The 22,981-nt window shown below is 71.3% G+C and carries 24 protein-coding genes; 12 read left to right on the top strand and 12 right to left on the bottom strand.

Translation table 11 applies throughout. From position 1 onward, the window contains the following. The first annotated feature begins 168 nt into the window (after positions 1–168). The gene (locus tag CP984_RS21710; protein ID WP_003984262.1) at positions 169–1,329 is read left to right on the top strand and encodes an AraC family transcriptional regulator; all 1,161 of its coding nucleotides are present in this window, start codon (positions 169–171) and stop codon (positions 1,327–1,329) included. Between the two features lie 83 nt (positions 1,330–1,412). Further along, a complete protein-coding gene (locus tag CP984_RS21705; protein WP_003984263.1) occupies positions 1,413–2,642 on the top strand; it encodes a lipase family protein in 1,230 nt (409 codons plus the stop codon). Positions 2,643–2,767: 125 nt separating this feature from the next. Here the strand turns inward: CP984_RS21705 and CP984_RS21700 are convergent, their stop codons facing one another. Beyond that, positions 2,768–4,762, bottom strand: a complete 1,995-nt coding sequence (locus CP984_RS21700) for an AMP-dependent synthetase/ligase (protein ID WP_030183604.1) — start codon at positions 4,760–4,762, stop codon at positions 2,768–2,770. A gap of 345 nt (positions 4,763–5,107) precedes the next feature. Here CP984_RS21700 and CP984_RS21695 point away from each other — a divergent pair, with 345 nt between their 5' ends. Next, positions 5,108–6,025, top strand: a complete 918-nt coding sequence (locus CP984_RS21695) for a MaoC/PaaZ C-terminal domain-containing protein (protein WP_030190452.1) — start codon at positions 5,108–5,110, stop codon at positions 6,023–6,025. 36 nt (positions 6,026–6,061) lie between these two features. On the opposite strand, the gene CP984_RS21690 is transcribed toward CP984_RS21695, so the two are convergent. After that, entirely contained in the window at positions 6,062–6,718 is a 657-nt protein-coding gene (locus tag CP984_RS21690; RefSeq protein ID WP_030183601.1) for a TetR/AcrR family transcriptional regulator, read from the bottom strand. A gap of 139 nt (positions 6,719–6,857) precedes the next feature. Here CP984_RS21690 and CP984_RS21685 point away from each other — a divergent pair, with 139 nt between their 5' ends. Together CP984_RS21685 and CP984_RS21680 are read left to right on the top strand one after the other, a co-directional pair. Next, positions 6,858–7,745, top strand: coding sequence for an alpha/beta fold hydrolase (locus tag CP984_RS21685; RefSeq protein WP_003986097.1), 888 nt, complete (start codon positions 6,858–6,860; stop codon positions 7,743–7,745). 148 nt (positions 7,746–7,893) lie between these two features. Further along, complete coding sequence (locus CP984_RS21680) at positions 7,894–9,315, top strand: recombinase family protein (protein WP_003986098.1); 1,422 nt, start codon at positions 7,894–7,896, stop codon at positions 9,313–9,315. Between the two features lie 73 nt (positions 9,316–9,388). Here CP984_RS21680 and CP984_RS21675 read toward each other — a convergent pair whose 3' ends face one another. From CP984_RS21675 to CP984_RS21655, 5 genes are all read right to left on the bottom strand, one after another. Further along, positions 9,389–10,714, bottom strand: coding sequence for a dicarboxylate/amino acid:cation symporter (locus tag CP984_RS21675; RefSeq protein ID WP_003986099.1), 1,326 nt, complete (start codon positions 10,712–10,714; stop codon positions 9,389–9,391). A gap of 411 nt (positions 10,715–11,125) precedes the next feature. Beyond that, positions 11,126–11,416, bottom strand: a complete 291-nt coding sequence (locus CP984_RS21670; RefSeq protein WP_003986100.1) for a DUF4229 domain-containing protein — start codon at positions 11,414–11,416, stop codon at positions 11,126–11,128. A 124-nt stretch (positions 11,417–11,540) separates the two neighbouring features. Continuing rightward, positions 11,541–12,065, bottom strand: a complete 525-nt coding sequence (locus tag CP984_RS21665; RefSeq protein ID WP_003986101.1) for a GNAT family N-acetyltransferase — start codon at positions 12,063–12,065, stop codon at positions 11,541–11,543. Between the two features lie 29 nt (positions 12,066–12,094). After that, positions 12,095–13,261 (bottom strand): aminofutalosine synthase MqnE, encoded by a 1,167-nt coding sequence (mqnE, locus tag CP984_RS21660; RefSeq protein WP_003986102.1) that lies wholly within the window; start codon positions 13,259–13,261, stop codon positions 12,095–12,097. 137 nt (positions 13,262–13,398) lie between these two features. Continuing rightward, a complete protein-coding gene (locus CP984_RS21655; RefSeq protein WP_003986103.1) occupies positions 13,399–13,854 on the bottom strand; it encodes an Lrp/AsnC family transcriptional regulator in 456 nt (151 codons plus the stop codon). 130 nt (positions 13,855–13,984) lie between these two features. Here CP984_RS21655 and CP984_RS41355 point away from each other — a divergent pair, with 130 nt between their 5' ends. After that, the gene (locus CP984_RS41355; protein ID WP_003986104.1) at positions 13,985–14,122 is read left to right on the top strand and encodes a hypothetical protein; all 138 of its coding nucleotides are present in this window, start codon (positions 13,985–13,987) and stop codon (positions 14,120–14,122) included. Here the strand turns inward: CP984_RS41355 and CP984_RS21650 are convergent. Further along, positions 14,119–14,772, bottom strand: a complete 654-nt coding sequence (locus CP984_RS21650) for a UbiX family flavin prenyltransferase (protein ID WP_030183596.1) — start codon at positions 14,770–14,772, stop codon at positions 14,119–14,121. The two genes, CP984_RS41355 and CP984_RS21650, sit on opposite strands and share 4 nt — an antisense overlap. 185 nt (positions 14,773–14,957) lie before the next feature. On the opposite strand from CP984_RS21650, the gene CP984_RS21645 reads away from it, so the two are divergent. Both CP984_RS21645 and CP984_RS21640 read left to right on the top strand, forming a co-directional pair. Further along, positions 14,958–15,563: a rhomboid family intramembrane serine protease gene (locus tag CP984_RS21645; RefSeq protein WP_003986106.1), complete on the top strand. Its 606-nt coding sequence runs from the start codon at positions 14,958–14,960 to the stop codon at positions 15,561–15,563. Between the two features lie 72 nt (positions 15,564–15,635). Next, a complete protein-coding gene (locus CP984_RS21640; protein ID WP_003986107.1) occupies positions 15,636–16,457 on the top strand; it encodes a DUF4870 domain-containing protein in 822 nt (273 codons plus the stop codon). 63 nt (positions 16,458–16,520) lie between these two features. Here CP984_RS21640 and mqnP read toward each other — a convergent pair whose 3' ends face one another. Together mqnP and CP984_RS21630 are read right to left on the bottom strand one after the other, a co-directional pair. Then, positions 16,521–17,444, bottom strand: coding sequence for a menaquinone biosynthesis prenyltransferase MqnP (gene mqnP, locus CP984_RS21635; RefSeq protein ID WP_003986108.1), 924 nt, complete (start codon positions 17,442–17,444; stop codon positions 16,521–16,523). Between the two features lie 2 nt (positions 17,445–17,446). Continuing rightward, positions 17,447–18,904 carry a menaquinone biosynthesis decarboxylase gene (locus CP984_RS21630; protein WP_003986109.1) on the bottom strand — a complete coding sequence of 486 codons (1,458 nt, stop codon included), beginning with the start codon at positions 18,902–18,904 and terminating at the stop codon, positions 17,447–17,449. An 87-nt stretch (positions 18,905–18,991) separates the two neighbouring features. Between CP984_RS21630 and CP984_RS21625 the strand changes: the two genes are divergently transcribed. From CP984_RS21625 to CP984_RS21610, 4 genes are all read left to right on the top strand, one after another. Further along, positions 18,992–19,411, top strand: coding sequence for a PLD nuclease N-terminal domain-containing protein (locus CP984_RS21625; protein WP_030183589.1), 420 nt, complete (start codon positions 18,992–18,994; stop codon positions 19,409–19,411). A 259-nt stretch (positions 19,412–19,670) separates the two neighbouring features. Then, on the top strand, positions 19,671–20,099 hold the full coding sequence (locus CP984_RS21620; protein ID WP_043979823.1) for a nucleoside deaminase: 429 nt from the start codon (positions 19,671–19,673) through the stop codon (positions 20,097–20,099). After that, entirely contained in the window at positions 20,092–21,090 is a 999-nt protein-coding gene (locus tag CP984_RS21615; protein ID WP_003980996.1) for an isopenicillin N synthase family dioxygenase, read from the top strand. Before CP984_RS21620 ends, CP984_RS21615 begins: the two co-directional genes overlap by 8 nt. Positions 21,091–21,147: 57 nt before the next feature. Further along, positions 21,148–21,771, top strand: a complete 624-nt coding sequence (locus tag CP984_RS21610; RefSeq protein ID WP_003980995.1) for a DUF4291 domain-containing protein — start codon at positions 21,148–21,150, stop codon at positions 21,769–21,771. Positions 21,772–21,774: 3 nt separating this feature from the next. Here the strand turns inward: CP984_RS21610 and CP984_RS21605 are convergent, their stop codons facing one another. After that, positions 21,775–22,299, bottom strand: coding sequence for an SRPBCC domain-containing protein (locus CP984_RS21605; RefSeq protein ID WP_030183585.1), 525 nt, complete (start codon positions 22,297–22,299; stop codon positions 21,775–21,777). Positions 22,300–22,603: 304 nt separating this feature from the next. Next, positions 22,604–22,882, bottom strand: a complete 279-nt coding sequence (locus tag CP984_RS21595; RefSeq protein ID WP_306464333.1) for a hypothetical protein — start codon at positions 22,880–22,882, stop codon at positions 22,604–22,606. Positions 22,883–22,981: the final 99 nt, after the last annotated feature.

The following is a 22,981-nucleotide window of genomic DNA, read 5'->3' as shown; positions in this document are numbered from 1 at the left end:
TTCCTTTCGGAAGGGGACGGGGCTCCTGCCTTTTCGCCTGCCGCTGGGCTTGGCCGATTTGCGGTGGGCGCCCGCGCGGTCTCCGGACGCGGCCTCCGGCCTGCTTGTCCTCAAACGCCGGACGGGCTGGATTCACCTCTTCGCCCCCTGCGGCTACCGTGCTGTGCCATGACCGGGCCGACCATCGCGGTGCACCATGTGCGGGCCGTCCTCGGCGGGGCGCGGCGGGCAGGGCTGGACACCGTGCCGTTGCTGCAGGCCGCGGGGATATCGCCGTTGCTGCTCGGGGACGACCGGGCGCGGGTGGCGGCGGACCGGTTCGCGCGGCTGGTCAAGGAGCTGCACCGGGCCACGGACGATGAATTCCTGGGGCTCGGGCCGCGGCCCAGCCGCCGGGGCACGTTCGCCATGATGGGCCTCGCCTGCGTGGGCTGCCCGGATCTCGGTACGGCACTGGAGCGGGCCGTACGGTTCTACGGGCTGTTCCCCGGCGGGCCCGAGATGGCCGTGACGATGCCCGGCCGGAACGGCGAGCCCCGTATCCCCGACCGGGACGACCGGGACATCCGGGACGCCTCCCCTGCCCGCCCCGCCGAGTTCTCCCTCCTCAGCGACCTGCGTCCGTACCCCGAGGGCACCTTCCTCGCCGAGTCCGTGCTGATCATCTGGCACCGGCTGTCCAGCTGGCTCATCGGCCGGCACATTCCGCTGTCCGATGTGTGCTTCGTCCACCCGGCCCCCGCACACGCACACGAGTACGAGCTGCTTTTCGACTGCGCGGTGCGCTTCGGTGCGCCGCGTACCGCGGCGGTCTTCGACGCCCGCTGGCTGGCGGCACCGGTCGTCCAGGACGAGGCGGCGCTGGCGGCGATGCTGCGGCGGGCGCCCGCCGACCTGCTGAGCCGGCGGGAGTACGGCACGACCTTCACCGAGCGGGTGCGCCGCGCGCTCGCCCCGGCCCTGCGCAGCCCGGGCCCGGCGCGGCTGCCGGAGGCGGCCGAGGTCGCGGCGCGGCTGGCGGTGAGTCCGGCGACGCTGCGCCGCCGGCTCCAGGCGGAGGGGACCTCGTACCAGCGGCTGAAGGACGCGGTGCGCCGGGACGCGGCGATCAGCGCGCTGGCGGCGGGCCGGGAGCCGATCGCCGCGCTGGCGGCGCGGCTGGGCTTCTCCGAGGACACCGCGTTCCACCGCGCGTTCCGGCGCTGGACGGGAACCACTCCGGGCGCGTACCGGCTGCGCCCGCCCTCACCTGCCCTCCCGGGCTCCCCGGTCCTCCCACCCACGCCTGCCCTGCCGGGCGCCCCTGCCCTCCCGGGTCAGCAAAGCTGAGCGTCCTGGTCAGCGCCTTACTTACCCGCGAGTCACTACGGTCACCCCAACTACCCCGTCCTCCGGACCGTTGGGAGAGCCGCATGGTGCCCCACACCCCCCATGACCGGCGTGCGAATCGCGCGCTGCGCACCACCGCCGCCACCGCCGCCACGGCGCTCGCCCTCTCGCTCGGCCTCACGAACGCCGCCGCCACCACACCGGCCGCCCCGCAGCCCGCCCCGGCGGCCGCACAGACGGCCCCGCGCCCCGGCGACATCGTGAAGTCCTCGCCCACCTCCTTCCACCCCCTCCCCGGCCAGCCGACCCGTACCCGCGCCTGGCACATGGAGTACCGGTCGACCAGCGCCCAGGGCACCCCGAACGTCGTCTCCGGCACGGTCATCGTCCCGGACGACGGCCGTACCGGGCCGCGCCCCCTGGTCACGTACGCCGTCGGTACGGTCGGCCTCGCCGACATGTGCGCGCCCTCGGCCGGCTTCCCCAAGGGCACCACCGTCGAGGCCAACCTCATCCAGCAGCTCACGGCGCGCGGCTGGGCGGTGGCCGTGACCGACTACGAGGGCCTGGGCACGCCCGGCGACCACACGTACACCGTCGGCCGGGCCGAGGGGCAGGCCGTACTGGACGCGGCCCGCGCCGCCCAGCGGCTGCCCGGCGCCGTGCAGGCGGGCGTCACCGCGGACTCCCCGGTCGGGATCATGGGCTATTCGCAGGGCGGCCAGGCGTCGGGCTGGGCGGCCGAGCTGCACGGTACGTACGCGCCGGAGCTGAAGGTCAAGGGCACCGCGACCGGCGGGGTCCCGGCGGATCTGCTCAAGGTCGCGGACTTCAACAACGGCAATGTGGGCGCGGGCCTGATCCTGATGGCCGCCGTCGGCCAGGACGCCGCCTTCCCCGAACTGGACCTGGCGAAGTACCTCAACGCCAAGGGGCGGCACTACGTCGACTTCATGAAGAACAACTGCGTGGCGATCGACGGCATCGCGGGCGCCTTCAAGAAGATCTCCGACGTGACGGTCAGGAACCCGCTGTACGAGGCGGACTGGCAGCGGCGGCTGCGCGAGTCGGACCTCGGCACGCGCAGGCCGGACGCGCCGGTGTTCCTCTACCACGGCACGCTCGACGAGCTGATCCCGTACGGCGTCGGCCGGCAGCTGCGCGCGGACTGGTGCGCCAGGGGCGCCGACGTGCGGTGGAGCACGATCCCGCTGGGCGAGCACGTCATCGGCGCGGTAGCGGGCGCCGTACCGGCCGCGAACTGGCTGGCGGACCGTTTCGCCGGTAAGGCGACGAACGGCAACTGCGGCTGAGCCGCGCCCCGTTGGTACGTGAGCGGCAAGGAACCCCGCGCCACTTCCCCCACAGAGGTGACACGGGGTTCCCGTTTGCCGGGCCCGGCCCCCACCACGTTACCGGGGGGTCAGTTAACGTGGCATCAGGGCCCGGGCGCCTCGCTCCCGCCCCGTATGTACAGCTCCTCGATCTCCTCGGCGAAGTCGCGCGCGATGGCGGCCCGCCGCAGTTTCAGGGACGGCGTGAGATGACCGGCCTCCTCGGTGAAGTCCACCGGCAGCACGGTGAAGCGGCGTATCGATTCCGCCCGTGACACCAGTTTGTTGGCATCGTCCACGGCGTCCTGGATGTCGGCCAGCAGCACCTCGTCCGTGACCAGTTCCGCCATCGGCACCCGCTGCTTCTTCTCCATCATCCGCCAGTGCGCCAGGCCGTCGGCCTCCAGCGTGATCAGCGCGGTGATGTACGGGCGGTCGTCGCCGATGACCATGCACTGGCCGACGAGCGGATGCGCCCGCAGCCGGTCCTCCAGCGGGGCCGGGGCGACGTTCTTGCCGCCGGAGGTGACGATCAGCTCCTTCTTGCGGCCGGTGATGGTCAGATAGCCGTCGGCGTCGAGGGCGCCGATGTCGCCGGTCGCCAGCCAGCCGCCGTCGCTCTTCCCGTAACCGTGTTCCTCGTATGCGGGGAGCCCCTGGCCGTGCCCGGCCCCGAACCCGTCGCCGTTCCGCAGCGGGCCGCCGGTCGCCGCGTCCCAGTAGCCCGTGAAGACCTGGGGGCCGCGCAGCAGCACCTCGCCGTCGTCCGCGATCCGTACCGCGGTGCCGGGCAGCGGCCGCCCCACCGTGCCGATACGGGGCCTGAGCGGCGGGGTGAGGGTGGCCGCCGCGGTGGTCTCGGTCAGCCCGTAGCCCTCGAAGATCTCGATGCCCGCGCCGGCGTAGAAGGCCGCGAGGCGGTGCCCGAGCGGGGAGCCGCCGCAGATCGCGTAGCGGACCTTGCCGCCGAGCGCGGCGCGGATACGGCGGTAGACCAGCGGGTCGTACAGCCGGCGGGCGGCCTTCAGCGCCGCGCCGGGACCGCTGCCGGTGCCGTGCTCCTTGGCCTCGACGGCTTCCCCGTAGCGCCGGGCGATGCGGGCCGCGCGGTCGAAGGAGGCGGCCCGGCCCATCCTCTCGGCGGTGGCGCGGCCGGTGTTGTAGACCTTCTCCAGGACGTAGGGGATCGCGAGCAGGAACGTCGGCCGGAAGGTGGCCAGGTCGGCGAGCAGGTCCTCGGTACGGATGCTGGGCGCGTGGCCGAGGCGTACCCGCGCGCGCAGGCAGCCGACCGCGACCATCCGCCCGAAGACGTGTGACAGCGGCAGGAAGAGCAGCGTCGAGGCGGGCTCGCTGCTGACCGACTTGAAGACCGGGTGCAGCAGTTCGGTGGCGTTGTCCACCTCGGCGAAGAAGTTGCCGTGGGTCAGGACACAGCCCTTGGGGCGGCCGGTGGTGCCGGAGGTGTAGACGAGGGTGGCGATGTCGCCGGGTCCGGTGGCCGCCCGCCGTTCGGTCACCAGCGCGTTCGGCACCCGCCGGCCGGCCGCGACGAGCTGCCCGACCGCGCCGGTGTCCAGCTGCCACAAGTGCGCGAGGTCCGGCAGCCCCGTACGGACCGAGCTGATCAGCCGGGTCTGCTCGACGCTCTCCACGACACACGCCGCGGCGCCCGAGTCGCGCAGGATCCAGTGCGCCTGGTGGGCGGAGGAGGTCGGGTAGACCGGTACGGTGACCAGCCCGGCCGCCCAGGCGGCGAAGTCCACGAGCGTCCACTCGTAGGTCGTACGGGCCATGATGGCCAGCCGGTCGCCGGGCCGCAGCCCGTGCGCGATCAGGCCCTTGGCCACGGCGAGCACCTCGGCGGCGAACTCGGCGGCGCTCACGTCCCGCCACGCGCCCCCGGCACCCGGGCCCGCCTTCTTGCGCGCCAGAACCACCTCGTCCGGCGCTTGCGCGGCGTTGTCGAAGGGGATGTCTCCCAGTGAACCGGTCCGCACCGGCGGCGCCAACGGCGGTACGGACACCTCCCGTACGACCCCGTCCCGCACCTGGGTGCGCGGCTTGGCCGGAGCGGGCGCCGAGGGCCCGCCTTGCAGTTCCCGGCCGGGCAGATCCCGGCCGGGCAGTTCGCGACTGGACACGAGCGGCTCCTCGTCCCGCGGTGAGCGCGGCGGCCGGCACACCCAGGCGCCCGGCGGCGCGGACCCCAACGGACCTCAGGAGCAGGCCCGTTCGGGGCCGTGACAGCGCGGCGCCTCGCGGCCGCACCCTCGACCATCACCTGACCCGACAGTAACCTTACTTCGAAGTAAATTTACGCGAGGACCAGGAGTTGGCCAATGCCCGAACACCGTCTTCCGTCCCCCCGATCCGGCCCCGCGGCGCCTCCTCGCCCGCCGCGCGCCCCGGCAGCGCCGCGCACCGCACCGGCCGGGTGCCTGATGCCGGGCGAGGCGCCGGGCGGCGCACCGGGCGGCGCGGCGACCGGCCGGTCCCGCCCGCCACGGCTGCTGCCCGCGCTGGCCAAGGGCGTCCTGACCGGGATCGGCAAGCACCCGCGCCCGGACGCCGCCCTGCCGCGCACCCGCCTCATACTGCCCGCCGTACGCATCGGGCTCGGCCGCGCCGCCTCGTACGCGCGGGTCTGCGGCTACGACGCCGCCGAGCCGCTGCCCGTCACCTATCCGCACATCCTCGGATTCCCGCTGGCCGCACGGCTGATGAGCACACGGGACTTCCCGCTGCCGATGCTCGGCCTGGTGCACACCGGCATCGAGATCACCCAGTACGCGCCACTGCACCCGACCGACACCCTCGAACTGACCGTGTTCGCGGCCGCGTTGCGGGCACACCGGCGCGGCACCGAGGTCGTCATGACGACCGAGGCGCGCCGGGGGGACGCGCTGGTGTGGCACGACCGCAGCACGTATCTGGCGCGGCACCGGACGGCCGAGGGCGAGGGGGCGCGGGGCGCCGGTTTCCAGGCGGCCCCCGCCCGCCCGCGTGAGCTGCCCGTACGCGCCCAATGGCGCCTGCCGACGGACCTCGGCCGCCGGCACGCCGCCGTCTCCGGCGACTACAACCCGATCCACCTCCACGCCCTCACGGCCCGCCCGCTCGGCTTCCCGCGCGCCATCGCGCACGGCATGTGGACATTCGCCCGCTGCGCCGCCGAGGCGGTGCTGCCGGGCACGCCGTCGCTGCGCATATCGGCGGAATTCCGGGCCCCGGTGCTGCTGCCCGCCACCGTTTCGTACGCCTACGAGACCACGCGTACGGGCGGCAGCTTCCAGTTGCTCGGCGGCCCGGACGGCCGGACGCGTGTGCACCTGGAGGGGCGGGTGGAGACGGACGTGTGAGGGACGGCGCCCCCCTGGAAGGCGCCCCCTACGGCCTCAACTCCCCGGCGACCACCGCTCCCCGGCCATCAGCCGCCCCAGCCCGGCCCACGCGAAGTTCATCAGCGTCGCCGCGGTGTCCTTGGCGGGCGGGCGCTCCCCCGCGCCCGGGCCGCCGGAGTTGGCCCAGTCGGCCAGTGATTCGGCGGCGCCCACCAGGGCGTGCGCCAGTCCGGAGACTTCGCGGGCGGCCGGTTCCCGGTCGCAGCCCGCCTCCTGGGCCGCCGCCCCGATCATCGCGGTGACGAATTCGACGATCTCGGCGCGCAGCACGGCGACTTCGACCGCGAACGGCTCGCCCTGGGTACGGGCCTGCTGGTGGAGCACCGTCCAGCCGTCCGGATGCTCGGCCGTGTGTGCGAAGAATCCCTTCAGCCCGCTCCACAGCTGCCGGTCGGCGGACACCCCCGGCTCCACCGCCGCCCGTACGGCCTCGGCGAGCGCCGCCGCCTCCCGCCGGATGACGGCGCTGAACAGCTCCTCCTTGGAGTTCAGATACAGATAGACCAGCGGCTTCGACACCCCGGCCACCTCGGCGATCTCATCCATCGAGGCCGCCCGGTACCCGCGCCGCGCGAAGGTCAGCACGGCCGCGTCGAGCATCTGCTGCTCCCGTACGGCCCGCGGCATCCGCTTGCTCTTCACAGCTCCCACACCAATTGCCCTTCTGTCCCGCCCCTTTACCCCCAAGTAAGTTTACGTTTTCCCGCCTTGTCCGCCCGGTCTTGACGTGATCGCTTCGTTTACGAGACGATACGACTCGTCTCGTTCAGTTCGACGGAAGGACCCCGCCATGCAGCAGGCGCACCAGCAGTTCGTGGACGCGGCCCCGGGCGTGCGCCTGTGGACCGAGCAGCGCGGCCCGGCCGACGCGCCCCCACTGCTGCTCGTCATGGGTGCCCAGGCCGCCGGCCTCGGCTGGCCGGAACCGTTCGTGGACGCGCTCGCCGTCCAGCACCGCGTCATCCGTTACGACCACCGCGACACCGGCCGCTCCACCTGGTCCTTCGACGAGCAGCCGTACCGCATCACGGACCTGGCGCAGGACATCGTCCGCGTCCTCGACGGCCTCGGCATCGAGCGGGCGCACCTGGTGGGACTGTCCCTCGGCGGGATGCTGACCCAAATCGTCCTCGCCGACCACCCCGACCGCGTCCTCAGCGCCACCCTGATGGGCACCTCCGCGATGAGCACCACCCCGTACACCCGCCCGGACGGCACCGAAGTCCCCGTCGACGAACTGCCCGGCATCGCGCCGGAAGTACTGGAGATGTGGGCCCGCCCGGTCGAGGACCACGGCCTGGAGGCCGAACTCGACCGGCGGGTGGAGCACTGGCGGGTGCTCAGCGGCGGACAGCTGCCGTTCGACCCCGCCCACTACCGCGACCTGGAACGCCGCATCATCGAACACACCGGCCGCTACGACGTCTCCACCGCCCCCGCCCGCGCCGACCACTCCGGCATGCTCCGCACCGAGGCCCTGGCCACCACCGAGGTCCCCACCCTCGTCATATCCGCCCCCGCCGAACCGGTCTTCCCACCGCCGCACCCCCAGCACCTGGCCCAGGTCATCCAAGGCGCCAACCTGGTGGAAATCCCGGGCATGGGCCACGCACTGCCGCCGGAGGTGCAGGGGCCGCTGGCGGAGGCGATTCTGGCGCATACGGGGAAGGTGGGCTGAGGGGGACCGAGCGCGTCACGTTCCGGGCCGTTCCTTCGGCCCGGGGCCCAGCATCGGCACAACGGCCCGCCGGACAACAGCCGTAACCGTATTGTCTGTATGCACGTTGGTCAGAGCGCGGTATGTCGTCTGTGACCAGGGGTGGGGCATGGCCAAGCCGAAGCGTGCGGGGATCTACGTCCGGATCAGCAAGGACCGCAAAGGCGAGGAGCTCGGCGTCCAGCGCCAGGAGAAGGCGTGCCGGGAGCTCTGCGAGCGCATGGGCTGGTCCGTCCTCAAGGTCTACCCGGAGAACGACGTGTCCGCGTCGACCACCAGCAAGCGCGGCCGCCCCGCCTACACGGAGATGCTCCGCGACGCGCGCGACGGCTTCATCGACGGCATCGTCGTCCACTCCATCGACCGTCTGACGCGTCGGATCAGCGAGTTGGCCGGCTTCCTGGAGGAGCAGCAGAAACACGGCTTCGCGTTCGCCACGACGGAGGGCGAAGACACATCGACCGCCGGCGGACGCATGATCCTGACGATCAAGGGCGCCGTGGCCCAGCAGGAGACCGAGCGCATGTCGGAGAGGATCAACACCTCTCTCCTGCAGCGCAGGGAGCAGGGCAAACCGCACGCGGGCGGAAAGCGGCAGTTCGGCTTCAAGGAAGGATCGTGCTTCCAGGAGCTGGACCAGGCCGAGACCGAACTCGTCCGCGAGGGCCACCGGATGCTCATGGACCGGAACCCGAAGACTCCCGGCGACGTGGCCCGGTTCTGGAACTCCTGCGGCTCCACATCTCCTCAGGGCGGCGCCTGGACGATCCAGTCCGTGAAGCGGGTGTACCGCTCCGAGCGGACCGGCGGAATCGTCACGTACAAGGGGCAGGACATCGGGGACAGCGTCTACGCCGCGCCACTGACCCGGGAGCAGTGGGAGACCGTACAAGCGCTGCTCGACAGCCGGGCCACACCGGCACCGCACGGCTCCGGCAGGCGGAAGCACCTGTATTCGGGATTCCTGCGGTGCGGGAACTGCGGGTCGGCCCTGCGCGTCCAGTGGGCAACCGTTCAGGGACGGACGTTCCGGCGTACGTTCTGCCATTCGGGCCAGCGGGGCAAGGACGGCCGTCTCGGCTGCGGGAAGGTCAGCCGCAAGTACGTGTGGATCGAACAACAGCTCAACGAGGTGATCGCGGCGGCTCTCAGCGCACGGGAGCCGCAGCGGCAAGAGGCTCCGGCCGAGGACTTCAGGGGCGGGATCGGCCTCCTGGAGGCCCGTATCCGGACGCTCCGGGGCCGTTGGAAGGACGGCCGGATGGCGGACGAGGACTACTTCGATTCGTTGGCCCACCTCCGCGAAGAACTCCGGACGCTCCGGGCCCGTGCGGCCGCGTCAGTCGTCCGCCGCTCCCGTACAGAGAGCGATGCGCCGGCGGTCTGGGCGGACGAGACCGTGGAAAACCTCGAACGCCGCCGGGCCATCGTGGCTTCGGTGATCGACCACGTCGACGTGTTCAGCGTCGGTCGCGGGCGGCGCAAGCCTCCCGAGACCACGTCGATCAGGATCACACCGGCTTCGGGCTGACCGCGTGAACACGTCCGTGCCCCCGTACCCGGAGGCGGGTACGGGGGCACGGACGGCGGACGAATCAGGGTCGTCAGGCGGCGGCAGCCACCGACTGCGTCTCGTCCACGGGAGAGGACGTCGCCGAGTCGTACTTGTCGCGGTCGAGGATCTTCTCCTGCGCGGCCACGATCAACGGCGTTACAACCTGGCCCGCCACATTCGTAGCCGTCCGCATCATGTCCAGGATCGGGTCGATCGCCATCAGCAGACCGACGCCCTCCAGGGGGAGGCCGAGGGTGGACAGGGTGAGGGTGAGCATGACGGTGGCGCCGGTGAGGCCGGCGGTGGCGGCGGAGCCGATGACCGAGACGAAGGCGATCAGGACGTAGTCGCCGATGCCGAGGGGGACGTCGAAGATCTGGGCGATGAAGATCGCCGCGAGCGCCGGGTAGATGGAGGCGCAGCCGTCCATCTTGGTCGTGGAGCCGAAGGGCACCGCGAAGGACGCGTACTCCTTGGGGACGCCCAGGCGCTCGGTGACCTTCTGGGTCAGCGGCATGGTGCCGACCGAGGAGCGGGAGACGAACGCCAGCTGGATGGCGGGCCAGGCGCCCTTGAAGAAGTGCAGCGGGTTGGCCTTGGCGAAGACCGACAGCAGCAGCGGGTAGACGCCGAACAGCACGATCGCGCAGCCGACGTAGATGTCGACGGTGAACGTCGCGTACTTGCTGATCAGGTCCCAGCCGTAGTCCGCGATGGCGTAGCCGATCAGGCCGAGGGAGCCGATCGGGGCGAGCCGGATGACCCACCACAGGGCCTTTTGCAGCAGCTCCAGCGCGGAGCGGCTCAGGCGCAGCACCGGCTCGGCGCGGTCGCCCAGCTTCAGGGCCGCGATGCCGGCCACCGTCGCCATGAAGACGATCTGCATGACCTTCAGCTCGGTGAAGGGCGTGATGACGTCCTTGGGGACGATGCCGGTCAGGAAGTCGATCCAGGAGCCGGCGTGCTCGGGGAGCTTGCCGTCCTTGGGGGTCAGGCCGGTGCCCGCGCCGGGGTTGCTGATCAGGCCGATCGCCATGCCGATGGCGACCGCGATCAGCGAGGTGACCATGAACCACAGCAGGGTGCGGGTGGCCAGCCGGGCGGCGTTGTTGACCTGCCGCAGGTTGGTGATCGAGACCAGGATGGCGAAGAAGACCAGCGGGGCCACGGCCAGCTTGAGCAGCTGGACGAAGAGGTGGCCGATGGTGTCGAGGGTGGTCTTCAGCCAGGAGATGTCACCGCTCTTGGCGATCCAGCCGAGCAGCACACCGAGGACGAGGCCGAGCAGGATCTGGGCCCAGAACGGGACCTTGGGTATCGGGAAGGTTCTGGCGGTCTCGGGGGACCGCCCGGTCTCGGAAGACGTGGTGGACAACGGACACACTCCGGGGACAGACAGGCGTCGAAAGGGTGAGGAGACGGCGCACAGCGCCAGGAGACAGGAGGTCCGTAACCGATCCGTACGGGATCTCCGGCCGCTGCGAGCTGGGATCAGCGGCGGCAACAGGCCGCGGACATACAGCGGCAAAGATCGACGTGCAGGCGCGCCACGAGCGGGACGCCCGTGGTGTGGTGGTGCGCTACTGCTGTCTTCATGGCGAACACGTTAACACTTGAACTTTGGGGAACCCAAAGAGATTCTTTGGGAGAGGGAGACGGAAGACGCCCGGATCGTCCGGTGAGACGCGTGATGCCCCGCCGTGGAGGGGTTTTCTCCACGACGGGGCATCCGTCGGCTGTGAGGCGCGTTACAGCGCCGCGGGTACGGGGGCGACCCGTACCCGCGCTACAGGAGGCCGTCCTCCTGGCGGGCGTTGGCCGCGATACGGGCCTTCTGCTTGTCCACCTTGGCCACGATCTGCTCGGACATCGCGTCCCGCTGCTTGCGCAGGAGCACGAAGCTCAGCGGCGCGGAGATCACGATCGCGAGCAGCAGCAGCCACACCGCGTTGGAGCTGCCCACGCCGAGCGGGATGACGTGGAAGTACGCCAGCACCCAGACCAGCGCGAAGCACACGACGAAGATCCCCAGGCGCAGGGCGGTGTAGCGGAGCGTGGCGAACTTCTGGCTACTCACGGGCGGACCTTCTTCACGACGACAACCGAAAGGGTCTGCATCCAGTCAAGCACAGCCCGATTCGTGATCTTTCGGGCCCCCACCGAACCGGAGCGTGGCACGACGGCCATCGGCCCCGGCCCGGCTACGCCAGCTCCCGCCACATGGTGACGTCGTCCCGGTAGTCGTCGTCGGCCACCTTGATCGCCGACGGCACCCGGCCGACTTCCTTGTAGCCGCAGGCCCGGTAGAAGTCCTCCAGGCCGTTGCCGCCCCGGCAGGTGAGCCGGACGGCCTCGACGCCGTCCATCGAGCGGGCGGCCTCCTCCACGGCCGTCAGCAGGGCGCGGCCGGCGCCCTGCCCCTGGAGGCCGGGGTGGACCATCACCGTGGAGGCCCACAGCCAGTGCCGGTGGATGCGGTGGGTGTTCAGGTGCAGGAACGCGGTGGCCCGCACCCGTCCCTGCCCGTCGCGGCCCACGATCAGCCGGGCGTGCCCCTCGGACATCGACGCCAGGTGGGCGAGCAGGTCGCCGCGTACGTCCTCGGGCGTCACCGGCGGTACGTAACCGACGGCGCCGCCCGCGTTGGACACCTCGGCCCACAGCGTACGGATGCCGTCGGCCAGTTCGGGGGTGACGGCGGGGTCCAGGTCGAAGCGGAGATCCATGCCGCGGTCCCTTGCCGCTCTGCCCGGGTTCACACCCGCATCGGCTGCGGGGCCTCGCGGCGGTTCGCGTCCGGGCCCGGGTATTCCTGGATGATCTCGTAGCGGGTGTTGCGCTCGACCGGCCGGAAGCCCGCGTCGCGGATCAGGTCCAGCAGGTCGTCGCGGGTGAGCTTGTTCGGCGTGCCGTAGTTGTCCGCGTCGTGCGTGATCTTGTACTCGACGACCGAGCCGTCCATGTCGTCGGCGCCGTGCTGGAGCGCGAGCTGCGCGGTCTGCAGGCCGTGCATGACCCAGAAGACCTTCACGTGCGGGACGTTGTCGAACAGCAGCCGGGAGACGGCGAAGGTCTTCAGCGCCTCGGCGCCGGTCGCCATCGTGGTGCGCGCCTGGAGGCGGTTGCGGACCTTGCCGTCCTTCATGTCCACGAAGTCGTGCTGGTAGCGCAGCGGGATGAAGACCTGGAAGCCGCCGGTCTCGTCCTGGAGCTCGCGCAGGCGCAGTACGTGGTCGACGCGGTGCCGGGGCTCCTCGATGTGCCCGTACAGCATGGTGCAGGGGCCCTTGAGGCCCTTCTCGTGCGCCAGGCGGTGGATGCGCGACCAGTCCTCCCAGTGGGTGTCGTGGTCGACGATGTGCTGACGCACCTCCCAGTCGAAGATCTCGGCACCGCCGCCGGTCAGCGACTCCAGGCCGGCGTCGATCAGCTCGTCGAGGATCTCGGAGGCGGACAGCCCGGAGATCTTCTCGAAGTGGTGGATCTCGGTGGCGGTGAACGCCTTGAGGGAGACCGTGTCGGGCAGCGCCTCCTTGAGGGCGCTGAGCGAGCGCGGGTAGTAGCGCCACGGCAGGGTCGGGTGGAGGCCGTTGACGATGTGCAGCTCGGTGAGCTTGTCGCCCTCCATCGCCTTGGCGAGGCGGACGGCCTCCTCGATGCGCATCGTGTACGCGTCCTTCTCGCCGGGCTTGCGCTGGAAGGAGCAGTACGCGCAGGAGGCGGTGCACACGTTGGTCATGTTCAGGTGACGGTTGACGTTGAAGTGCACCACGTCGCCGTTCTTGCGGGTGCGCACCTCGTGGGCGAGGCCGCCGAGCCACGCCAGGTCGTCGCTCTCATAGAGGGCGATGCCGTCCTCGCGGGTCAGCCGCTCCCCGGACCGGACCTTGTCCTCCAGCTCGCGCTTGAGACCCACATCCATGGATGCAGTCATCCGGCCGCCTCCCATATCTCTGCCAAAATCGGGCTTCACCGAGCGTACTCCCCCGTTTTCCTGCCCCGGCGGGCCCCCACGCCTGTACGGCCGGGGGCCCGCCGTACAGGCGTGGAAGCGGGGTCCTACGCGTCCTCGGGCAGCTCGCCGACGCGGTTCTCCCACTTGGTGGAGAGCACGATGGTGGTACGCGTACGGGAGACGCCCTTGGTCCCGGAGAGCCTGCGGATGGTGCGCTCCAGGCCGTCCACGTCGCTGACCCGGACCTTGAGCATGTACGAGTCGTCGCCCGCGATGAACCAGGCGTCCTCGATCTCCGCGAGGTCGCGCAGCCGCATGGCCACGTCCTCGTGGTCGGCGGCGTCCGAGAGGGAGATGCCGACCAGGGCCGTGACGCCCAGGCCGAGCGAGGCCGCGTCGACGGTGGCCCGGTAGCCGGTGATCACGCCGGCCGCCTCCAGGCGGTTGATCCGGTCGGTGACGCTGGGCCCGGACAGGCCCACGAGCCGGCCCAGCTCCGCGTACGAGGCCCTGCCGTTCTCCCGCAGTGCCTGGATGAGCTGCCTATCTACGGCATCCATACGCCCCTGACCTTCCATTCGCTCTGCAATCCCGGCTTTTCCATGTAGAATCTAAGGCATACAGGGGCTGCGACCCTGCAAACCGTCAATCTCAGTTGATCAAAGACGATCTTTCACAGGAGAAGTCACCGTGTACTCGATCGAGATGGCCTACGCCCGCATGCGCGAGCTGCAGGACCTGGCCAATCGTTCTCGTGCCCACCGTCCTGCCGCCGCCGCTGAGGGCAAGCGCCGCTTCGGCCGCAACGGCTCCGCCAAGAAGCGCTAGTCGGCCTCCCTGGAGCCCGAGCCCAGCTCCCCCACCCACCGCCGGTAGAGCCGGTGCGGCACCCCGGCCGCGTCCAGCACCCGGCCCGCGACGAAGTCCACCAGATCCTGGATGTGCGTCGCTCCCGCGTAGAACGCCGGAGAGGCGGGCAGCACCACAGCGCCCGCCTCGTCCAGCGTCACCAGATGCTTGAGGGTCTGCCCGTTCAGCGGGGTCTCCCGCACCGCGACCACCAGCCTCCTGCGCTCCTTGAGCGTCACGCTCGCCACCCGCTGGAGCAGGTCCTTCGACAGCCCCAGCGCGACCCCGGCCACACACGCCGTACTCGCCGGCACGATCAGCATTCCCTTGACGGGGTACGAACCCGACGACGGCCCCGCCGCGAGGTCCCCGGCCGGCCAGTAGCGCACCAGATCCAGGTCCGCTTCCGTGACCGCGAACGTGCCCGGCTTGCCGTCCGCGCCGAGCGCCAGCCACTCCCGCAGGTCGGCGCGCCAGTGCGCGTCCCGGAAGGAGATGCCCGTCTCGTCCAGCAGCGTCAGCCGCGAAGCCCGGCTGACGACCAGGTCCACCGCTTCCCCCGCCGCGAGCAGGCCGCGCACCACGGACGCCGCGTACGGCGTGCCGGACGCGCCCGAGACACCCACCACCCAGGGACGGCGGGGCGCATCGGCGGACCCGGTGCCCGGCCGGGCGGAGCGGCCGCCGGGCCTTGTGACACCGGGCTGACTGGGGTTGTTGTCCTGCGGTTCCACGGCATCGAGCCTATCCGGCGGAACCACCGGACCCGTCACGGCCGTTTGGAGAAGTGAACGGGGAAAGGAAGGTGCCGCCGATGATGACGCGAGCGCTGGAGCGCGCGAAGCCGGCCGCCGCGCTGATGCTGGGGTGGGTCGCGCTGCTGTGGGTCCTGGAGATGGCCGACGCCGCTTCGGGGAACGCGCTGGACACCTTCGGCGTACGACCGCGCGAGATGAGCGAGCTGGCGGATGTGCTGCCCGCCGCCTTCATCCACTTCGGCTTCGACCACCTCGCCGCGAACACCCTGCCGCTGCTGCTCCTCGGCTTCCTCGCCGCGCTGCGCAGCGGCCTCGCCCGGTTCGTCGGTGTGGCCCTGCTCATCGCGCTGACCAGCGGACTGGGCGTCTGGCTGACCGCGCCAGCGGGCAGCAACACCGCCGGTGCCTCCGGCGTCGTCTTCGGCCTCTTCGGGTATCTGCTGATACGCGGCTTCATCGACCACAAGCCGCTGGACATCGCCCTCGGCGCGCTCGTCGCCGTGGTGTACGGCTCGATCCTGTGGGGCGCGCTGCCGAGCGACAATGGCGTCAGCTGGCAGGGCCATCTGTTCGGGCTGGTGGGCGGCGTGCTGGCGGCGTTCGTCTTCCGGCAGCGGGCGGCCGAGGCGCCGCCCGGTGGTACGGCCCGGCCGATCCCGTAGTCTCGCCGGACGGCGCGTTCGCAAGGTCGCGCGCCGCGGCACAGAACAGCACGACCCTTGGGGGGACCTGGCATGGTCGAATTCCACAAGCCCGACGAGCCGCAGCAGCCTCAGGACCGGCAGCCGGCTCCGCAGGACCAGCAGCAGGACCAGCAGGCTCCGCAGGACCAGCAGCAGCCCCAGCAGGCCCCACAGTCGGCGCAGACACCGCCCCCGTACGGCGCCGGGCCCGAGCAGCAGCCCGCGCCGCCCCCGCAGGGCGGCGGTTACGGCCAGGCTCCCGGCCCCCAGTCGTACGGCCCGGGCCCCGGGTACGGTCCCGGTCCGGGCCAGGGCGGCGCCTCCGGCCCGTACGCCCAGGGGCCCGGCGGATACGCGCAAGGCCCTGGCCAGTACCCGCAGGGCGGCGGCTGGGGCCCCGGCGGGCAGCCCGGCTACGCGCAGCCGATGCGGCCCCCGACGACCAGCGCCATGTGGGCCCACCTGGGCGCGCTGCTGACCATCACCGTCGGCTCCAGCTTCTGCTGCGGCCTGGGCGGCGTCCTCGGCTGGATCGCCCCGATGACGATCCGCGGCAACGAGCAGAACCGGCACGATCCGCTGGTGCGCCACCACAGCACCCAGGCCATGAACTTCGGCATCACCCAGGCCATCGTGGTGGCGATCGGCGCCGTGCTCTATTTCTCCGCCCTGCTCGTCGGCATCGGCCTGGAGCACGCGAACGGAGGGCGGGCGCCGCTGGCGGCCCCGCTCGCCATCATGATCGTCGCGCTGCTGGTCGTGGCGTTCGAGATCACCAGCATCGTGTTCGCCATCATCGCCACGGTGAAGGCGAACCGCGGCGAGTTCTGGTCGTACCCGAAGGCCGTCGCCTGGCCGATGGTCAAGCCGTAACGCACCAGACGTCACAAAGCGCTCCGGGGCAGGCCCCGGAGCGCTTCGTCGTTGGCAGGGCCGTCAGACCGTCAGGCCGCGCACGATCAGGTCCAGCAGCGCGCAGACGAACAGCGCTATACCGATGAAGCCGTTGACCTGGAAGAACGCCCGGTTCAGCCGGGAGAGGTCGTGCGGGCGCACGATGGTGTGCTCGTAGAGGAACGCGCCGACGACGATCACCAGGCCGAGCCAGAAGAACACCCCGGCGTGGGTGGCGAGCGCGTACCAGACCAGCAGCGCCGTGGTGACGGCGTGGCTGGCGCGGGCGCCGTGCAGGGCCGCCGGGATGCCGAAGCGGGCCGGTACGGACTTCACGCCGTGCGCCCGGTCCGCCTGCACGTCCTGGCAGGCGAAGATCAGGTCGAAGCCGCCGATCCAGACGCCCACGGCCAGGCCGAGGATCACCGCGTCCCAGGACCAGGACCCCGTGACGGCTATCCACGCGCCGACCGGGCCCATCGCCTGGGCCAGACCGAGGATCGCGTGCGGGAAGTTCGTGAAGCGCTTGCCGTACGGATAGACCACCATCGGGATGACGGCGATCGGCGCCAGCGCCAGGCACAGCGGGTTGAGCAGGGCGGCGGCGCCCAGGAAGAAGACCACCGCGATCAGCGCGCCGGTCCAGGCGGAGCGCACCGAGACCGCGCCGGTGACCAGCTCGCGGCCCGCGGTGCGCGGGTTACGGGCGTCGATCTCCCGGTCGATGATGCGGTTGGCGGCCATCGCGAACGTGCGCAGCCCCACCATCGCGACCGTGACCAGCAGCAGCTTGACCCAGTGGACGGTCTTGTCCCACTGGTGCATCGCGGTCAGCGAGGCGATGTAGGCGAAGGGCAGCGCGAAGACCGAGTGCTCGATCATCACCAGCCGGAGGAAGGCTTTGATCCGGCCGGGCGGTGCGGGTTCGGGGGCGAAGAGATCCGGTGTCGCTGAATCGGCGCTCATGTCTAGAACCCGTACTCCTTCCAGCGGCGGTCGACCTTCGCCGCCGTCGCGGTGTCCGACTCGACCATCTCCGGCCAGCCGCCGTCCCTGGTGTACCCCTCCTCGGGCAGCTTGCGCGTCGCGTCGATGCCCGCCTTGCCGCCCCAGAACTGCTGGTACGAGGCGTGGTCGAGGTGATCGACCGGCCCCTCGACGACGGTCAGGTCGCGCGCGTAGTCGGTGTTGCCCAGCGCCCGCCAGGAGACCTCGTGCAGGTTGTGCACGTCGCAGTCGGCGTCGACCACGATGATCAGCTTGGTCAGCGACATCATGTGGGCGCCCCAGATGGCGTGCATCACCTTCTGGGCGTGCTTGGGGTACTTCTTGTCGATCGAGACGATCGCGCAGTTGTGGAAGCCGCCCGACTCGGGCAGGTGGTAGTCCACGATGTCCGGCACGATGATCTTGAGCAGCGGCAGGAAGAACCGCTCGGTGGCCCGGCCCAGCGGGCCGTCCTCCGTCGGCGGCCGGCCCACCACGATCGACTGGAGCAGCGGACGCCGGCGCATCGTCACACAGTCGATGGTCAGCGCCGGGAACGGCTCCTGCGGCGTGTAGAAGCCGGTGTGGTCGCCGAAGGGACCCTCCGGCAGCATCTCGCCGGGCTCCAGCCAGCCTTCCAGTACGACCTCGGCGTTGGCCGGTACCTGGAGCGGCACGGTCTTGCAGTCCACCATCTCGATCCGCTTGCCCTGGATGAAGCCGGCGAACATGTACTCGTCCATGTCGCCGGGCAGCGGCGCGGTGGAGGCGTAGGTGACGGCCGGCGGGCAGCCGAAGGCGATGGCGACCGGCAGCTTCTCGCCGCGCTTGGCGGCCACCTGGTAGTGGTTGCGACTGTCCTTGTGGATCTGCCAGTGCATGCCGATGGTGCGCTTGTCGTGGCGCTGGAGGCGGTACAGACCGAGGTTGCGCACACCGGTCTCCGGGTGCTTGGTGTGGGTCAGGCCCAGGTTGAAGAACGACCCGCCGTCCTGCGGCCAGGTGAACAGCGCGGGCAGCCGCTCCAGGTCCACCTCGTCGCCCTGGAGCACGACCTCCTGGACCGGGGCGCTGTCGCCCTTGACCTTCTTCGGCGGGACGTGCGCCATGTTCGCGAGCTTGCCGAAGGCTTCGCGCACACCGACGAAGCCGTGCGGCAGCTCCGGCTTGAGCAGCCCGCCGATCTTGTCGCTGATCTCGTCGTACGACGTCAGGCCGAGCGCCTTCAGCAGCCGGCGGTCGGTGCCGTACACGTTCATGGCCAGCGGCATCGACGAGCCCTTGACGTTCTCGAAGAGCAGTGCCGGGCCACCGGCCTTCTGCACCCGGTCGACGATCTCGCCGACTTCCAGATGCGGATCGACCTCGGCCTTGATGCGCTTGAGGTCACCCTCCCGGTCGAGCGCGCGCAGGAACGAGCGAAGATCGTCATAAGCCATGCTGTCCAGTATCCGGTACGCACTACCCTGGACGGGTCACCGGGCCCCGCGAGGCCCGCCCGTCAGCACAGGGGGGCTGCTTCCGCAATGCTCAGGTATCTGCCGTTCCTTCTGATCCTGGCGCTGTGGATCTACGCGTTCATCGACTGCCTGAACACGCCGGAGAACCAGGTCCGCGGCCTGCCGAAGATCGCCTGGGTCTTCATCATCCTGCTGTTCGGCGAAGTGCTCATCGGCCCGGTCGCCTGGCTGGTGGCCGGCCGCCCGCGGCGCGAACACGCCGGCGGTGGCGCGCCGTGGCCCGGCGGCGCGCGCGGCCCGGCGCAGAAGTGGGTCGCACCGGACGACAACCCCGAGTTCCTGCGCTCGCTCAAGGACGAGAACAAGAAGGACGAGGCGCTCCTGAAGGACTGGGAGGCGGACCTGCGGCGCCGCGAGGAGGAACTGCGGCGCAAGGAAAACGGTTCGTCGGACGGCGAGGGGAACAACCCGCCGGCCAAGGGCTGAGGGCCCGGCCTTCGGGGCGTGGGGGCGTTTGCGGGCTGTCGGCTCCTGGCGCAGGGCCGTTCCGTGCGCCGTCGGCCCGGAGCGTACGGCCGTCCCGCCTCCCGGAGCGCACGGCCGTACGCCGCGCGCCCTCGGCCCGGGGCGTACGACCACTCCGCGCGCCCCTCGCCCCTCGCCCACCGGCCGGATCGCGGCCCGTACGTTGCCGGACCGCTCCCGGGCGAGGAGAGTGGCCGTCGTGAAGGATCTGGAGCGCGCGATGCTGGCGACGGCGGTCGCCGAGGCACGGGCCGGACTGGCCGAGGGCGGCATCCCCATCGGTGCCGCGCTGTACGGCCCCGACGGTGCCCTCCTCGGACGCGGCCGCAACCGGCGCGTCCAGGACGGCGACCCCACCGCACACGCGGAGACCACCGCCTTCCGCGCCGCCGGCCGGCAGCGCCACTACCGCGGCACCACGATGGTCACCACCCTCTCCCCGTGCTGGTTCTGCAGCGGCCTGGTCCGCCAGTTCGGCATCTCGCGCGTCGTGATCGGCGAGGCCCGTACGTACCACGGCGGACACGACTGGCTGGCGCAGAGCGGCGTACGCATCGTGCTGCTGGACGACGCGGAATGCGTGGCCATGATGCGGGAGTTCATCGCGGCCCGCCCCAAGCTGTGGCACGAGGACATCGGCGATGAATGAGACCCGTGACCCCGCGCCCGAGCACGGCCCCGCCCCCACCACCGGCCTCGCCATCCCCACCATCGACCTCGCCCGCTGGCGGTCCGACGGCCCGGACGCGCGCCGCGCGACCGCGGCGGCCGTCGACACGGCCCTGCGGACCACCGGCTTCCTCCTCATCACCGGCCACGGCCTCGACCAGGACCTGCGCACCCGCATCCGCCGCACCGCCCGCACGTTCTTCGCCCTGCCCGCCGCGGAGAAGCAGCCGTACGCCACCGAGGTCGGCGGGCGCGGCTGGCTGGGCCCAGGCGCCGAGGCGAACGGCGCCGCCGAGGGCACCGCGACACCGCCGGACCTCAAGGAGTCGCTGTCCTTCGCCTCCGAGGAGCCGACCGGCGATCCGGCCGTCGACGCCGAGTGGTTCCTGCCCAACATCTGGCCCCACCAGGTCCCGGCCCTCCGCCTCGACGTCCAGGACCTGCTGACCGCCCTGCGCGCCCTCTCCGACTCCCTCCTCGAACTCCTCGCCACCACACTCGGCGCCGCCCCCGACCGCTTCACCCGCCACACCGCACACCCCACCTGGGGCTTCAACATCAACTGGTATCCGGGTACGCGGACGGTGGGCGAGGCGCTGCCCGGCCAGTTCCGCATCGGCCCGCACACCGACTTCGGCACGGTCACGGTCCTGGACCGGCAGCACGGCAAGGGCGGCCTCCAGGTCTGGACCGACCCGGCCCACGGCGGCACCGGCTGGCAGGACGCCCCGTACGTCCCCGGCTCCCTGACCGTCAACATCGGCGACCTCATGGCCCGCTGGACCGACGGCCGCTGGCGCGCCGGCCGCCACCGCGTCCTGCCGCCCCCGCCCGACGCCCCCGCCGAAGAGCTGATGTCCCTCGTCTACTTCTACGAGTGCGACCCCGGCACCCGCATCGGCCCCCTCGCCGACTCCCACACGTACCTGCGCGCCCAGCTCAACGCCATCAACCCGGGCCGTCCCGCCTGACCCCGACCCCGCAAATTCAGTGGCCGCTCAGGGCATCGAACCGCAGACTGACGCCCCATGAACAACCAGCCCCACCCATCCCCCACCGAACCCCCGCGCCGCATCCGCGCCGCCCACACCGCCACCACGATCACCGTCTACCAGGCGTACGCCCCGTCCCTCGGCCTCCCCGCCGCCCGCGACGGCCGCTTCCCGCCCGCGTGGAAGCGGGAGCGGATGACGTGGATCAAACCGTCGTTCCTGTGGATGATGTACCGCTGCGGCTGGGCCACCAAGCCCGACCAGGAACGCGTCCTCGCCATCGAACTCGACCGCACCGGCTTCGACTGGGCCCTGCGCCACGCCTGCCTGTCCCACTACGACCCGGCCGTCCACCCCGACCGGGACACCTGGAAACACCAGCTGCGGCACTCCCCCGCCCGCATCCAATGGGACCCCGAACGCGACCTGCACCTGGCCGCGCTCCCCCACCGCTCCCTCCAGCTGGGCCTGTCGGGCGAGGCGTCCCGCCGCTACGCCGACGAGTGGACGGTCGCGATCCGCGACGTCACCCCGCTGGCCCACAAGATCCACGCCCTCGTCCGCGAGGGCAACACCGCAGCCGCGACCGCCCTCCTCCCCGAGGAACGCCCCTACCCGGCCCCGGCGGAAACCCCGGGCCTGTCCCCCACACCGGCCTGACCCTTACTGTCCTGCGGCCGCGTAGTCGGCACGCAGCTCCCGCCACCGATCCAAGTTCCACGTGGACCAGTCCTTGGGACGGCCGTCGAGCGCGTCGGCGAGAAACTCGAAGTGGTGGTGCCAGCCGGCCAGGCAGTCCAGGCGGGAGGCGGCGGAGCCGGTGAACTCGTTCGTGAAGCGCAGACGGGTGCCCTCGGAGCCCTCGTCCCGGAGGTCGAAGCGCATACGGCCGTGAACGTCGACGGTGTACTCCGCCAGCCGCACCGGCCCCCAGCCCGTGACCCGCCCGGGAGCCACCGTCGCGTTCCCGTGCTCATCGGTGTTCTGCCACCGAAGCGTGATCACCCCACCCTCATGCCGCACAAACGGCTCGGCCACAGCAAGCCACCCCGGCAGCCCCTCCCGAGTAGCCACCGCCTCCCAGACCCGCTCCGCCCCCTGCGGAAAACGCAGCTCATACCGGAGGGTGTGAGTATCACCGGCGGAAACAGCAGTGCCGTACGGCACAGAACTCTCCAGACGCTCCATGAGCCCACCATCGCGCACGGCACGGGGTTCGGCAGGTCGGGGTGGGGCGGGTGGACCAGGTCCCCGAGCAGAAGCTGGCCGGTCGCCGGTCGGCTTTGGCGCGGGCTCCTGGTCGAGGGCATGGCACAGCGCGGCGTGGACTCGTTCTGCCTCGGATACGGTCAGCCGCAACGGGGCGGTGGCGATCGGGGCCCCACGGCGGGTGATCCGGACCAGCACAGCCAGTCGGCCGTCTGATTCGCGGCTGACGGTGTTGCTCGCCAATGGGGCGAGCAACACCCGTACGGCTCCTGTCCCGTCCGGCTCATTCGGTCACCTCGTCGTCGAGCGCCTGCCGCTCTTCCGACTCGGCAACGGCGTCATCATGTTCGGCCAGCAACCCGCCCCTGCTTTCGGCCACCCGCAATGCGTCGCGCAGCGCTTCGCACAGTCGGGTGCTCAAGAAACGGAATTCGAGGGCCCCGGCCTTCCGGCCTCCGAGTATTTCGGTCGCGTGGTCGAGCAGTTCAGCCCCCATGGTGAGCTGGACTTCCTCCATCTCGTCGGCGAGCCGGGACAGAATGCCGCCGTTGTCGTCGGCCACGAGATAAGAGCGCTGCCCGGCCAGTCCCGGCCAGGGAAGCAGTCGCGGGTGAACGCTCACCATCCCACCGCCGCGTGGCGCGAAGCGCTCAGTGGCGCC

The sequence above is a fragment of the Streptomyces rimosus genome (assembly GCF_008704655.1).
Taxonomy (GTDB): Bacteria; Actinomycetota; Actinomycetes; order Streptomycetales; family Streptomycetaceae; genus Streptomyces; species Streptomyces rimosus.
The sequence above is the reverse complement of the archived record's forward strand: the minus strand, read 5'-3'. Positions and strand labels throughout refer to the sequence as shown.

What these genes read in the sequence shown, in the direction of transcription:
- CP984_RS21710 (WP_003984262.1), top strand. Translation starts at nt 169, where the DNA reads ATGACCGGGCCGACCATCGCGGTGCACCATGTGCGGGCCGTCCTCGGC.
- CP984_RS21705 (WP_003984263.1), top strand. Translation starts at nt 1,413, where the DNA reads ATGGTGCCCCACACCCCCCATGACCGGCGTGCGAATCGCGCGCTGCGC.
- CP984_RS21695 (WP_030190452.1), top strand. Translation starts at nt 5,108, where the DNA reads ATGCCGGGCGAGGCGCCGGGCGGCGCACCGGGCGGCGCGGCGACCGGC.
- CP984_RS21685 (WP_003986097.1), top strand. Translation starts at nt 6,858, where the DNA reads ATGCAGCAGGCGCACCAGCAGTTCGTGGACGCGGCCCCGGGCGTGCGC.
- CP984_RS21680 (WP_003986098.1), top strand. Translation starts at nt 7,894, where the DNA reads ATGGCCAAGCCGAAGCGTGCGGGGATCTACGTCCGGATCAGCAAGGAC.
- CP984_RS21665 (WP_003986101.1), bottom strand. Translation starts at nt 12,065, where the DNA reads ATGGATCTCCGCTTCGACCTGGACCCCGCCGTCACCCCCGAACTGGCC.
- mqnE (WP_003986102.1), bottom strand. Translation starts at nt 13,261, where the DNA reads ATGGATGTGGGTCTCAAGCGCGAGCTGGAGGACAAGGTCCGGTCCGGG.
- CP984_RS21655 (WP_003986103.1), bottom strand. Translation starts at nt 13,854, where the DNA reads ATGGATGCCGTAGATAGGCAGCTCATCCAGGCACTGCGGGAGAACGGC.
- CP984_RS21645 (WP_003986106.1), top strand. Translation starts at nt 14,958, where the DNA reads ATGATGACGCGAGCGCTGGAGCGCGCGAAGCCGGCCGCCGCGCTGATG.
- CP984_RS21640 (WP_003986107.1), top strand. Translation starts at nt 15,636, where the DNA reads ATGGTCGAATTCCACAAGCCCGACGAGCCGCAGCAGCCTCAGGACCGG.
- mqnP (WP_003986108.1), bottom strand. Translation starts at nt 17,444, where the DNA reads ATGAGCGCCGATTCAGCGACACCGGATCTCTTCGCCCCCGAACCCGCA.
- CP984_RS21630 (WP_003986109.1), bottom strand. Translation starts at nt 18,904, where the DNA reads ATGGCTTATGACGATCTTCGCTCGTTCCTGCGCGCGCTCGACCGGGAG.
- CP984_RS21625 (WP_030183589.1), top strand. Translation starts at nt 18,992, where the DNA reads ATGCTCAGGTATCTGCCGTTCCTTCTGATCCTGGCGCTGTGGATCTAC.
- CP984_RS21620 (WP_043979823.1), top strand. Translation starts at nt 19,671, where the DNA reads ATGCTGGCGACGGCGGTCGCCGAGGCACGGGCCGGACTGGCCGAGGGC.
- CP984_RS21615 (WP_003980996.1), top strand. Translation starts at nt 20,092, where the DNA reads ATGAATGAGACCCGTGACCCCGCGCCCGAGCACGGCCCCGCCCCCACC.
- CP984_RS21610 (WP_003980995.1), top strand. Translation starts at nt 21,148, where the DNA reads ATGAACAACCAGCCCCACCCATCCCCCACCGAACCCCCGCGCCGCATC.
- CP984_RS21605 (WP_030183585.1), bottom strand. Translation starts at nt 22,299, where the DNA reads ATGGAGCGTCTGGAGAGTTCTGTGCCGTACGGCACTGCTGTTTCCGCC.